We start from the raw sequence: 13,053 nt of genomic DNA, 5'->3' as shown, positions 1-13,053 counted from the left end.
TAAAAAAAGACCGCTACGACTACTGAGCTTCGGTTTTTAACGGTTTATCCAAAGGCACATTATATAAACGCAGCGCCTCTTTCATGACATTATGAAAGACGGGTGCCACTGTTAAACCGGCATAAATCTGACCACGTGGGTCTTCGATTAACATAACACCGACTAGCCGTGGATTCGACGCTGGCGCCATACCAGCAAAGACGTTACGATACTGATCGGTATAATAACCACCCTTCGGATTGATACGGCGTGAAGTACCTGTTTTACCGGCGACTCGATAGCCATCAATGGCCGCACCTTTAGCAGTACCACCATTCTCAGTGACACTTTCCATCATCTGGACGATGGCCATTGCCTGTTCGTGCGCCATAATGCGTTTACTTGGCTGCGCTTTGTCATTCTTAGTCAACGTTAGCGGATGCATCACGCCACCTGCCGCCAGCGCTGAGTAAGCTTGCGCTACCTGTGCCAGCGTCACTTGTATACCATAGCCATAACTGACTGTTGCACGTCTTGAGGTTTCTTTTTCTTTTGGTGTGACCACAAGCCCACTACCTTCACCTGGGAACTGCAGCGGTGTTTTTGTCCCAAAGCCAAACTGCTTTTGCATATTGGTAATGCCATCAGGTGGTAGAGACAAAGCAATCTTGGTCGAGGCGACGTTACTCGATTTCTGTAGTAGCGTTGCCATCGTGATCCGCCCGAGATTGTTATGGTCACGAATCGTATAACCACGGACACGGATAGAGCCAGGATTGGTATCGATCAAGGTGGTGGCCGTATATTTCCCTGAATCTAAAGCCGCAGCCACAGTAAATGGCTTCATCACTGAACCGGGTTCAAAGACGTCAAGAAGCGCACGGTTACGCTGATTTTCACCGGTCATCTCATTCAGGTTATTGGAGTTAAATGACGGCCATGTCGATAGCGCCAGTACTTCACCGGTTTGTACATCGACCACCATACCCGTTGACCAGCGCGCTTTTTGCAAACGCCCCGCCTTTTCCAGCTCTTTATAAAGCAAATATTGTAGGCGCGAATCAATGGTCAACTTCACATCTTTGCCCGGCACTTCTGGCTCAATCTGTTTAATTTCTTTAAGACTGTTTTGTTTGGCATCTTTAAGTACCAAAACCTTACCATCATCGCCCGCCAGCTCTTTTTCATACTGACGTTCGATACCAGCACGCCCCTCGTAACCGCCTTCAGGATCGTTGGCATTTTGCCCCATAAAACCCAGCAATTGAGAATTGGGTTGCGGCTGCGGATAATAACGCTGAAAGAAGTTTTTCTCATTGACACCAGGAAAGTCAAGCGAGCTGACACTTTGGGCAATCTCCGGCGTCACTTTATTTAATAGTGGCAAATAATGCGAGCCTGCACCCGATGGCAGCGCCGCTTTGACCGCTACCTCATCAGTCACATCGATACTATCGTCGATAGCAGTGACTTTTTTTAGCTCAGTAACTGAAATATTGGCAGCAGCAGCTAGGGTGGTCAAATCCATATTATCCAAGCGCTTCTGCATACGTGCGATAAGCTGCGGACTCTCAGGATTGGTGATAATAATACGCTTCAGCTCATAATATTCACGGGCATAATCATGCGGGCTAAAAGAAACGGTCGCCAGTGGCGCACTAACGGCCAATGGCAGATCGTTGCGATCCGTAATCATGCCACGATAGGAGCTTTGCGTGCGCACACTGGTGATAAGCTCATTGCCCTTATCTTGATAAAACTGAGTGTTGAGAACTTGAATATAGTAAGCACGACCGATGAGCGCTACTAAAATAATAAGCGCTATTGCCCAAATCAGACGAAAGCGGTTTTTATCCTGCTCAACGCCACCGCGAGAGGAAGCACCAGACGCTTTACCCAAAAACGCTCTTTTACTTTTTAGGTTTTTAACACTGGTATAAGCACCCTGCTCTTCATTGTTTTTTAAGCGACCAAATAGCTTGGCTTTGCGACTGTCGGATGATTTATTATCAGGTTTGCTGGTCGTTTGCCCAGACTTTGCAGCACTGGCTCGGCGCAACGGCTTAGTAACCTTGCCGCTGGCTGACTTTTTGCTGGCATTCTTTGCAGCGGTTTTAGCAGTATTGGCGTTGGGCTTTTTATCACTCATTGTCCTGCCTCCGCTAGCTCAGAATCGGTAGCAGAAACCTCAACGGCTGCATCACTCGCCGCACCATTAGCAGTATCATTGGCAATATCAGTTTCGATAATATCTGAATCATTGGCTGCTACGACATCTGAGGTACTGGCATCAGGGTCAACCAGTGCAACAGCGGTTGCAGCACCCGGCTGGATAATCAGCTTGTCTTTGAGCGTCGGTGAAAACATACCCAACTCAGCAACCGCACGACTGGCAATTTGCGGCGTCGCACTAAAAGTCTGCTGCTCAATAAGCAAGCGCTGATGTTCAACTTGTAGCTTGCGCTCTTGTTTTTTCATGTCTTGCAAGGTCTTATAATCCTGATGATATTGCTGGACGCCTTCGGCCGTTTTGATACCACTCCATACAATAGCAGCCGCCAACAATATTAATATGGCCACATAAATATTTGATAACTTAAATTTACGCACAAATAGCTCGCCAACATCGGCATTGGGTGGCGTGGCGGCGCGGCGGCTTGCAGGTTTGTCAGATATTGCCATGACCATCTCAAAAAAGTGAACTACAACATATAAGAAGCGATAACTGGTTATGAGTTCTGTTGTGGGTTATATAAACCTCAGCACTCATCAGCACCATCAATAAAAGTAAAACAATAAAAGTAAAACCAAGCGATAAAATCAGAACCAAAGCAACTGCCGAGCCTAGCAGATAATGTTTACAGCTTTTTAACAGCTGCGTAATCATTAAGACATTCAGTCATATTTAAACCACATAATTTAATAAGGGTTTTTACGATTGAATATCTGTCACATAGTCAGTATCAGTACGAGTTGCCATGCGTAACCATGCACTACGCGAGCGTGGGTTATGGCTTATTTCCGCTTTACTTGGACCGACACGTTTCGGCTTACTAAAGTAACGAGGGCGGTTAGGCGGCATCGGCAAATTCTCATCTTCTGGATATTGCCCTTTACTATGACGCTGCAAAAACTGCTTAATACGGCGATCCTCTAACGAATGAAAGCTAATCACTGCTAGCTGTCCGCCTGCTTTTAAAACCGGAATACTTTGTGCTAAAAATTCATCAACATCACCAAGCTCGTTGTTGATAAAAATTCGCATGGCCTGAAAACTTTGTGTCGCTGGATGTTTGCCTTTTTGCCATTTTGGATGCGCAACCTTGATTACTTCTGCTAATGCCAAGGTAGAGTCGTAACTGTCCATCTGCTTAATAGCACGCGCAATACGGCGGCTATGACGCTCCTCGCCAAAATCATAAAGTACATTGGCTAAGGTTTCATCATCAACAGTTTCAAGCCACTGGGCGACCGACTGTCCGCGACTGGTATCCATGCGCATATCAACTGCGCCATCACGCATAAAGCTAAAGCCACGGCTGCCATCGTCAATCTGCGGTGATGAAATACCCAAATCTGCCATCAAACCGTCGACTTGCTTAATTCCCATTTCCGCTAAACTGTCCGTCAATGTCGCAAAGCTATCATGCACCACTTTTACACGGCTATCAGCATTTGCTAATTCGCGAGCAACGGCAATCGCTGTCGGATCTTTATCAAAGACAATTAAAGTTGCATCATCGGCTAATTGACTAAGTAGCAAGCGGCTATGACCACCACGCCCAAAGGTCGCATCGACGTAAATGCCACTCATCTTTAAGCTATTTTGGCTTTCACTGCTTTGTTCATCAATGCCTGTTTGCTTTGGTAGCGATTTGACGCCCAAAACGGCAGCGACTGTTTCTTGTAATAGCACCGCATCATGGACAAAACTTAATTCATCAGAGGTAGCTTGAGGTGATACAGACTCTTGAGCAAGCTGATTAGCAGAATGGTTTTCGACAGCAGATAAATGAACCGCTGACTCAGAGTTATCAGTAGCTGAAGAAGGATTTTCTTTAGAATTTGGCGTATTTTTTGGCTTACTATGCGATATGGACACAAACAACTCAGTAAATGACGGTCATTTTGACCGGTAATAGTAAAAAATCAGATGAAAATAAACAAGTTATGACTTACTTGACATTATTATCGCAAGGATACACGGGTAGTCAAGCGCTAGAGGGGCATTTCGTTAAAAATATTCCCGCGCTCTGTTATACTAGCGCTATATTTTACGCTATTTTTCTACTTTGACCGCTATTGTTTCAGTCGTATTTTCATTCATATTTTAATAGTCATTTCCTCTGACAACCACATTCCGAGATTTCTATGATGCAAACCTCCAGCCATAACCAAAATGCTGCAACCAGCAGTCGTCCTGTTCGTACTCGTATCGCGCCTTCACCGACCGGTTTTCCGCACGTTGGCACCGCTTATATCGCCTTATTTAACTTAGCCTTTGCTAAAGCCCATGGCGGCGAATTTATTTTACGTATCGAAGATACCGATCAAACGCGCTCAACCGAGCAATCTGAAAAAATGATTTTGGATGCGCTGCGTTGGGTCGGTCTTGATTGGGCAGAAGGTCCAGACATCGGTGGACCGCACGCGCCTTATCGTCAGAGCGAGCGTAGTGGCATTTACAAAAAACATGCCGAGCAGCTTATAGATAGCGATCATGCGTTTCGTTGTTTTTGTAGCAGCGAAGAATTAGATACGATGCGCGCTGAGCAAATGGCCAATGGCGAAACACCACGCTATGACGGTCGCTGTGCGCACCTCGCGCCAGAAAAAACTGCGCAATTGGTCAGTGAGGGGAAACCTCATGTGATTCGTATGCGCGTTCCAACTACAGGCGTCTGTCAGGTACAAGATATGCTACGCGGTACGGTTGAGATTCCTTGGACGCAAGTGGATATGCAAGTGCTACTAAAAACCGACGGTATGCCTACTTATCATCTCGCCAACGTCGTCGATGATCACTTAATGGACATCAGCCATGTATTACGCGGTGAAGAGTGGTTGAATTCTGCTCCTAAGCATCAGCTACTTTATGAGTATTTTGGTTGGGAGATGCCCGTACTTTGCCATATGCCATTACTGCGTAACCCAGATAAATCAAAACTGTCTAAGCGTAAAAACCCAACGTCTATCACCTACTATCGTGATGCCGGTGTATTACCTGAAGCGCTGCTAAATTACCTTGGTCGTATGGGCTACTCAATGCCTGATGAAGCTGAAAAGTTTACCTTGGATGAGATGATTGCCAGCTTTGATATTCAACGCGTCTCACTTGGCGGCCCTATTTTCGATATCGAAAAGCTTAACTGGCTTAATGCAGAATGGCTACGTGCGCTCACGCCTGAAGAGCTAAAAAACAAAATCCTTGTTTGGGCAAGTAACAGCGATAAATTAACGGCTATCGCCGCCGCTATTCAGCCTCGTATCGAATTGCTGTCTGATGCGGTTAATTGGAGTGGCTTTTATTTCCAAAATTTACCTGATATCAACGCTGAGAGCTTTACGCATAAATCACTAACGGCTGAGCAAATTGTAGAGATGCTACAACTGGCGCTTTGGCAGCTAGAAACCTTACCAACGTGGTCGGAAGAAAACATCTACGCCACGCTAAAAGGTCTTGCTGCCCATCTTGATATTAAAATGCGTGACTTTATGGCACCATTCTTTGTCGCTATCGCTGGTAGCACCTCATCAACGCCAGTCATGAACTCTATGGCGATTATCGGCGCTGATATGACGCTGATACGTTTGCGTCATGCGATTGATGTATTGGGCGGTTTGGGTAAAAAGAAACTGAAAAAACTAGAAAAACAAGCGGCTGAATTGCCAGACTTTTTGGCAGCAGAATAGTTTTTTAGCCGTTTGTTAATAACATTGTTGATTCATAACATTATTAATGAATAAAAAAGAGGGGTCAGGCTATTACTGACCCCTCTTTACGTTACTCTCATTATTTGAGTACGAATACTGATTCTTTATTTAACATCTTAATTGGAAATAAATATGGTAGCCAAAACCGTTACGATAGAAAGCAAAGATTATGTCTTTAACACACTAAAAGAAGCGCAAAGATACTATGATGCAATCGTAAAAGAGCTATACGACGCCAAGCTAACCCTCACGAGCGGTCAAGACTTTGAAGATTTAAAATGGATATACGCCTCTTATTGCAGTTATACCAATCATAATGTAGATCGATTAAGGGAATCTGATATTGTTGGCTTTAAAGGTATCAGTACAGTACAACAAAAAGGTGGGCAATATATCCCCACTGAATGTGGTGCAGTTATTTTTTCAGATGGTACTGAAGAAGAATTCTTTACCGATAAAGCCATTAAAGAGATTGCTATTAAGCAAAACCCACGCTAATTTGGGCTTGTTAAGTAACTAAAACAGCTTTAATCACACTTTTTCACATATTTATGCATTATTTTTAAAATAGCGGTTGACAAGACTGCTGCACTTACATAAAATACGCACACTCTTAGCGAGGGGCTATAGCTCAGTTGGTAGAGCACTTGCATGGCATGCAAGGGGTCAACGGTTCGACTCCGTTTAGCTCCACCATACTATTTATTGCAAAGCTCAGTTCACTGAAACTTTAACATAAGTACTCGCTAGTAGGACGATATCAGCACCTAGGCACAGCTTGCTCTATTATTAGATAAGCTCTCTGATATTGTGAAGTACCGTTGTAACCGCTTGGTTATAACACTCTATGCGTCCCCATCGTCTAGAGGCCTAGGACACCGCCCTTTCACGGCGGTAACGGGGGTTCGAATCCCCCTGGGGACGCCACTATACGGCGTCACTTATTAGCACTTTTGCTTAGCAGCTTTAAGCATCAGATTAGACTAGTAAGCGAACAATAAAAAAGCCCAGTCATCATACGGTGACTGGGCTTTTTTATGTCTGTCGTTTCTGTAAAGTGCTAGCAAAGCTATATAAACCGTTAGAAATATTGATAGAATGCAATATAAAGGCGCTCTATAAAATATCGAGCTTCACTGCTATCACAAGGAAGTATTGGCTATGTTCGGTATTGAGAATTATCTAGGGTTTGTCATGGCTGCTATTTTGTTAAACCTAACACCAGGCACAGATAGCATGTACATCATCACTCGTAGTATATCTCAAGGACAGACGGCAGGATTTTATTCGGTACTAGGGATTACTTCAGGTATTTTAGTCCATACTTTATTGGCTGCATTTGGGTTGTCCGTATTATTAGCCAGCTCACCACTTGCCTTTACGCTGGTAAAATATATTGGAGCAAGCTACTTATGCTATCTAGGCTTTAAGATGCTGACCAGTAAACAGACGCCTTTACTTGCCAATCATTTACCTGATGAGGGAAAACTGACGACTGCTCGACCGTTAGATAGGTGGCAGATATATAAGCAAGGGGTGATCACCAATACCTTTAATCCAAAAGTTGCTTTGTTTTTCTTGGCATTCTTCCCACAGTTTATCGACTCCAGTTATGCCAATAGCATGCTGTCCTTTTTATTATTAGGATTAAGCTTTGCCACAACCGGTTTTATATGGTGCTTGTGTTTGGCATTATTGGCGTCAAAATTTAGTGAAAATCTGCGTAAAAACCCTACTGTGGAAGTTATTTTAAATAAAATAAGCGGAGCGGTGTTTATTGGCTTGGGTATTAAGTTACTGACTGACAAGGCTTAATGTTTTCTTGCTTGAGCTAAGCTTGTATATAACTCACTTCACTCTATTCTTTTTGCGCAGCGATTAGACTTCATGTTTTAACCCTACTATACTCATTGCCAATGAATCAGCTTAAAATAGAAATAAATAGGTAGTTCTATGAGTTTTGTGAAAGTATTTTCAGGCGTCCTCAGTGTTATTGTATTGATTGGTTGTGTGTACCTCATCAATGCAAGTACCGTAACTCCAGACTCTGTCGCCTGTGACGCCTCTGAAAAAAACGATATTGTTTTATACGGTGCCGTCTGGTGTGGTTACTGCGAACAGACGAGACAGTTACTAGCTTCAAACAATGTCGACTACTGCGAATACGATATTGAACGCTCTGCTGAAGGATTTAGACAGTACGAAAGTCTAGGCGGTGGCGGGGTACCATTGATGCTATTTAATGGCGAATTGATCCAAGGATATAACAAACCTGAGATTGAATTACAGATACGAAAGCAGTAAGTTGTGCTGAAGCTGACTTGTCTTATACTAACCTTATAACTTTAGGTAATAGGAAAAACAATAATGGATGATGATGCTAAGAAAAAAATCACATTATTACTTGAAGAGTTACTTAACGCCACATGCTCAGAATCAAGGCAAATGGAAATAAACCTTGAACTAAACAAACTGTCTCCCGACCCTTTTTGGAGTGATTATATATTCTGGAGTGAGGAATATGTAAACGAAGACTTGAGTATCAATTATGAGAAATTTTTTGATAAAATTTCTGAGTATCCGAATTCACAAGAGTATAAAACAAAGAGTCGCCTTTTAGAGCTGGCTGAAAGGCTTATTATCAGAGATTTTTCTGAAATTAGTGAAGTTGATATCGTAAATGAAATCAATGAACTATCTCCTAATATCAGCTGGACGAATTATCTTTTTGTCGATAAGACTTGCTTGAAAAATGACGGTAGCATCGATAAAAAACAATTCCTAAATAAAATATTTAAGGAGAGCTGGAATGAGAATTTTAGATAACCAATGAAAATAAAAATTCAAATACTTGTTTCCCCTTTCTTCACCTAATAAAAAAGCCCAATCCCAGTAAAGAATAGGGATTAGGCTTTCTGTCATATGAATAACAAGCTATTACGCAGCGTCTTTACTCTCAGCTGCCAATTGACGTAGTACATAGTGTAATACGCCGCCATGACGCACGTATTCACGCTCTTTTGGTGTCTGTAGCATGACGTTGACATCAAAGCTCTCAGTCGAGCCATCGGCGCGTGTCGCAGTGACTTTTGCCGTTTTGCTCTCACCGTTATCTAAACCAGTAATGCTAAGTACTTCAGAACCGTCTAGTTTGTATGTTTCTGCATTCTTGCCATTTTTAAAGGTCAATGGCAACACACCCATACCAACTAAGTTTGAGCGGTGAATACGCTCAAATGAGCTGGTCAATACCGCTTTTACGCCAAGCAAAATAGTACCCTTCGCTGCCCAGTCACGACTTGAACCAGAGCCATATTCTGCGCCACCAAGTACCACGAGCGGACGCTTGTCTTCTTTATACTTCATTGCGGCATCATAGATGGCCATTTCTTCGCCATCTTGTAGCGTGGCGCTATCACCGTTGAAGTAATAGGTATAACCGCCCTCTTTGCCAGCCATCATGGTATTTTTGATACGGATATTGGCAAAGGTACCGCGAGTCATCACTGCATCGTTACCACGGCGTGAGCCATAGCTGTTGAAATCGGCTTGCATGACGCCGCGCTCTTGCAAGTACTTGCCAGCAGGTGAGTCTGGATCGATATTACCAGCCGGTGAGATGTGGTCGGTAGTGATTGAGTCACCGAATAAACCTAAGATACGCGCGCCTTCGATATCGAGGATACCTTCTGGCTCCATGGTCATCCCATCAAAGAACGGTGGGTTTTTAATATAAGTAGACTCCTCGCTCCATGGATATAGCTGGCTATCAGCTGAACTAATAGCATTCCATGCTTCACTACCCTTAAACACTTCGCCGTAGTTTTTGCGGAACATATCAGCATCGATATTATTGGCGATCAACTCATTGATCTCATCCGACGTTGGCCAGATATCTTTTAAGAAGACATCATTACCTTCTTGATCTTGCCCTAACGGATGTGTTGTCAAGTCAATATCGACAGTACCTGCCAGTGCATAAGCGACGACCAATGGTGGCGACGCTAAATAGCTTGCCTTAACATGCGAGTGAATACGACCTTCAAAGTTGCGGTTACCTGACAGTACAGCAGCGGCAACCAGATCACCTTCTTCGATAGCGCCTTCAATCGCTCCTAATAGCGGGCCTGAGTTACCGATACAAGTGGTACAACCATAACCGACTAGATAAAAGCCAATTTTCTCTAGCTCATCCATCAGCTTAGCTTTTTCAAGGTAATCAGTGACAACTTTTGAACCCGGAGCAAGAGAGGTCTTGACCCATGGTTTAGCCGTCAGACCTTTTGCCGCCGCTTTTTTGGCGACTAAGCCTGCGCCAATCATCACTGCCGGGTTTGAGGTATTGGTACAAGAAGTAATGGCGGCGATAACAACGGAACCATCGCGCAATCTATACTCTTCATCTTCAATTTTGACCGTACAATACGTACTGCCTTCAGCACAGAAAGGTTTGGGTTTGGCCGCTAAGGCCTTGGCTTGCTCTTGCTCACCGCCTTCTTGGTCAAAGCGTATTTTTCCAGCAATCTCTGATTTGCGTTCTTTGGTCATTTTCTCTAATGTTTCGCCGAATTTTTTATGCATATCAGATAGGTTAATGCGCTGCTGTGGCAAGTTAGGACCAGCAAGCGCTGGCTGAACACAAGACAAATCTAACTCTAGCTTACTTGAGTAGGTCGCAGATGGGGTATCAGCATCGTGCCATAAACCTTGCGCCTTGGCATATTTTTCGACTAGCTCGATTTGGTTTTCTTCACGACCTGATAGGCGCAGATAATCAATCGCCATTCGGTCAATAGGGAAAATACCACAAGTTGCGCCATACTCGGGTGCCATATTAGCAATCGTGGCTCGATCCGCAAGCGGCATGCTGTGTAAGCCTTCGCCATAAAACTCGACAAACTTGCCAACCACGCCATGGGCACGCAGCATCTCAACGACGCGTAATACTAAATCGGTAGCGGTGACGCCTTCCGTTAACTTACCCGTCAGCTCAAAACCAACGACTTGCGGAATCAGCATCGATGACGGTTGACCGAGCATTGCCGCTTCGGCTTCAATACCGCCTACGCCCCAACCAAGCACTCCGATACCATTAATCATGGTGGTATGACTATCGGTACCAAATACCGTATCAGGATAAGCCGTTAGCTCACCATCGACATCAGCGGCCATCACAACACGCGCTAAATACTCAAGGTTTACCTGATGCACAATACCGGTCGCTGGTGGTACGACGACGAAGTTTTTAAAGGCATTTTTGCCCCAATGCAAAAACTCATAGCGCTCGTTATTACGCTTAAATTCAATTTTTTCGTTCAGATCTAGCGCATCTTCGCGGCCATAGACGTCAACTTGTACTGAGTGATCGACGACCAATTCACTAGGGATAAATGGATTAATTTGCTCCGCTCTGCCACCAAGCTCAACGACAGCATCACGCATCGCGGCCAAATCGACGACTGAAGGCACGCCTGTAAAATCTTGCAAGACGACACGCGCTGGCATAAAGGCAATTTCTTTTGACGCTTCCGCACCAGCATCCCAATTGGCAACGGCTTCGATATGATTTTTACCGACAGACTGACCATCATCTTCGTTACGTAATAGGTTTTCTAAAACGATTTTCATACAGAATGGCAGTTTACTGATGTTCTCATAGGTTTTAGTTAGCGCTGGCAAGCTGTAATAGGCATGTTCCTTGCCATCGACTACAATCGTATCTTTTACATTAAAAATATCACTCATGGTCGCTTCCTTATCGTTGTTATGAATAATTATAAAATTCGTCTTGATAACAGGTGGCTAAATGGGAGCTTTCTTTGGTTATTATAAATTTGATATTTAGTTAACAAGTATTGAATAAAACTAGTGAAAGTAGAATAGTTTGCTTGAATAAGTTGTATAGCATAGACACCGTTAACAATCACTTGCTATAACCATAACAAATAAGCCTAGACTTGTTAACGCTAATTGGTTATTGAATCGTGGCACAATCGTAACCGTAACAATGCTTTAGGCGGTTGTTGGCAAGCTATGAGCTTATACTTTCTGACGGCGACCACTACGAAAGACTTGGTTGTCCTCATAAAAGCTAGGATCAGCGTTTTCAGCCCAAAAGTGTGGCACACCCAAAATGGGCAACGGAGACAGTTTGCGCGGCGTCACATCCTCTCGTGATAATAAATCATGCATGTACTCAGCCAGCTGATTATCCAAATATTCTATACGCTCTGACCGCTTTAATTTAAAGAACTCAGCACTGACATAAATAATGACACTGTGAGCGCATAAAGGTTTGCGCGGCTGCAGCAGTTTCTCAAGCAAGGCATGACCGAAAATATAAACCGCTGCCTTAGCATTATTTTTGTCGTCTGCACTTATCTGTTGTGGATTATCCCAGCACTCGCGCGGCGTTATCAAGCTTGCTTGCCAGTCGAAACTCACCAATGCCTCACCGATACTTGGCTCAGCTGTTACCAATATCGCGCCATTTTCATCAAATACAGTAATGGTATCGCGCACGCGCCCACGGCTTGTACTAATACCTTTTTTAGCAATTTCACACATATGGTAGTAGTTAAGCAGCGCTTTGGTTTTTGGAAAGGTCAGCCAAATGCTACCGTTAAATAAATCATGCAAATTATCACGCGTCGGAATATTGCCAGTTGTGGCAATAAAGCTTTCGTACGCTTCGCCTTCGGGTAGCGCATTTTGGGAGACAAACCTTAAGGTTTGGGCTCGATTATTCAGCGCAGGTTTGGTTTGTGGCAATGACTGTTGTAAATCGTCAGCTTGTTGCTGCAATGCTGTATTTAAGACCTTAGCAATAACATCAGGCGTATTTTCAATTTTATCTGTCTGAGCAGACTCAGTATTTGTACCACTTAGTTGGATGATGGCTTTACTGATATAGCTTAACTGATTTAAGTGGCACAACCACGGCGCTTGCCAGTCAATTTTTGCAAAGCTTTCATCAAGTTTGCTATCACATGAAAATGGCTTATCAAAATGAAGAGCAGAATGCGTATGTACGGTTAAATCAGTAGCAGTCATGTTGAGTATCTGTGTTAGAGGTAAGTCTTGTCTATGGTATCATAGAGCGCTTTTTTGCTGCCAGATATGCAGCTCTGAGCGCCCTCT

10 protein-coding genes and 2 tRNA genes are annotated in these 13,053 nt (G+C 43.8%); 7 read left to right on the top strand and 5 right to left on the bottom strand.

What is annotated here, in order from left to right; translation table 11 throughout:
• Positions 1 to 19: 19 nt before the first annotated feature.
• From EPB74_RS08395 to rsmH, 3 genes are all read right to left on the bottom strand, one after another.
• Positions 20 to 2,128 carry a peptidoglycan D,D-transpeptidase FtsI family protein gene (locus tag EPB74_RS08395; RefSeq protein ID WP_274903806.1) on the bottom strand — a complete coding sequence of 703 codons (2,109 nt, stop codon included), beginning with the start codon at positions 2,126 to 2,128 and terminating at the stop codon, positions 20 to 22.
• Positions 2,125 to 2,661, bottom strand: a complete 537-nt coding sequence (gene ftsL, locus EPB74_RS08390) for a cell division protein FtsL (protein WP_274903805.1) — start codon at positions 2,659 to 2,661, stop codon at positions 2,125 to 2,127. Before ftsL ends, EPB74_RS08395 begins: the two co-directional genes overlap by 4 nt.
• Before the next feature lie 250 nt (positions 2,662 to 2,911).
• Positions 2,912 to 4,081 (bottom strand): 16S rRNA (cytosine(1402)-N(4))-methyltransferase RsmH, encoded by a 1,170-nt coding sequence (gene rsmH, locus EPB74_RS08385; protein ID WP_274903804.1) that lies wholly within the window; start codon positions 4,079 to 4,081, stop codon positions 2,912 to 2,914.
• Between the two features lie 272 nt (positions 4,082 to 4,353).
• On the opposite strand from rsmH, the gene gltX reads away from it, so the two are divergent.
• The 7 genes from gltX to EPB74_RS08350 all read left to right on the top strand — a co-directional run bounded on the left by gltX (position 4,354) and on the right by EPB74_RS08350 (position 8,739).
• Positions 4,354 to 5,892 (top strand): glutamate--tRNA ligase, encoded by a 1,539-nt coding sequence (gltX, locus tag EPB74_RS08380; protein WP_274903889.1) that lies wholly within the window; start codon positions 4,354 to 4,356, stop codon positions 5,890 to 5,892.
• Positions 5,893 to 6,045: 153 nt separating this feature from the next.
• A complete protein-coding gene (locus EPB74_RS08375; RefSeq protein WP_274903803.1) occupies positions 6,046 to 6,411 on the top strand; it encodes a hypothetical protein in 366 nt (121 codons plus the stop codon).
• 122 nt (positions 6,412 to 6,533) lie between these two features.
• A tRNA-Ala gene (locus tag EPB74_RS08370) sits at positions 6,534 to 6,609 on the top strand.
• 155 nt (positions 6,610 to 6,764) lie between these two features.
• Positions 6,765 to 6,840, top strand: a tRNA-Glu gene (locus EPB74_RS08365).
• A gap of 234 nt (positions 6,841 to 7,074) precedes the next feature.
• The gene (locus EPB74_RS08360) at positions 7,075 to 7,728 is read left to right on the top strand and encodes a LysE family translocator (RefSeq protein WP_274903802.1); all 654 of its coding nucleotides are present in this window, start codon (positions 7,075 to 7,077) and stop codon (positions 7,726 to 7,728) included.
• Between the two features lie 138 nt (positions 7,729 to 7,866).
• A complete protein-coding gene (locus EPB74_RS08355; protein ID WP_274903801.1) occupies positions 7,867 to 8,217 on the top strand; it encodes a glutaredoxin family protein in 351 nt (116 codons plus the stop codon).
• A gap of 63 nt (positions 8,218 to 8,280) precedes the next feature.
• Positions 8,281 to 8,739, top strand: a complete 459-nt coding sequence (locus EPB74_RS08350; protein ID WP_089555948.1) for a hypothetical protein — start codon at positions 8,281 to 8,283, stop codon at positions 8,737 to 8,739.
• Positions 8,740 to 8,850: 111 nt separating this feature from the next.
• Here the strand turns inward: EPB74_RS08350 and acnA are convergent, their stop codons facing one another.
• Positions 8,851 to 11,658: an aconitate hydratase AcnA gene (gene acnA, locus EPB74_RS08345; RefSeq protein WP_274903800.1), complete on the bottom strand. Its 2,808-nt coding sequence runs from the start codon at positions 11,656 to 11,658 to the stop codon at positions 8,851 to 8,853.
• A gap of 294 nt (positions 11,659 to 11,952) precedes the next feature.
• Positions 11,953 to 12,966, bottom strand: coding sequence for a DUF3025 domain-containing protein (locus EPB74_RS08340; RefSeq protein ID WP_274903799.1), 1,014 nt, complete (start codon positions 12,964 to 12,966; stop codon positions 11,953 to 11,955).
• Positions 12,967 to 13,053 lie beyond the last annotated feature (87 nt).

Source organism: Psychrobacter sp. DAB_AL62B, assembly GCF_028895345.1.
Lineage (GTDB): Bacteria > Pseudomonadota > Gammaproteobacteria > Pseudomonadales > Moraxellaceae > Psychrobacter.
The sequence above is the reverse complement of the archived record's forward strand: the minus strand, read 5'-3'. Positions and strand labels throughout refer to the sequence as shown.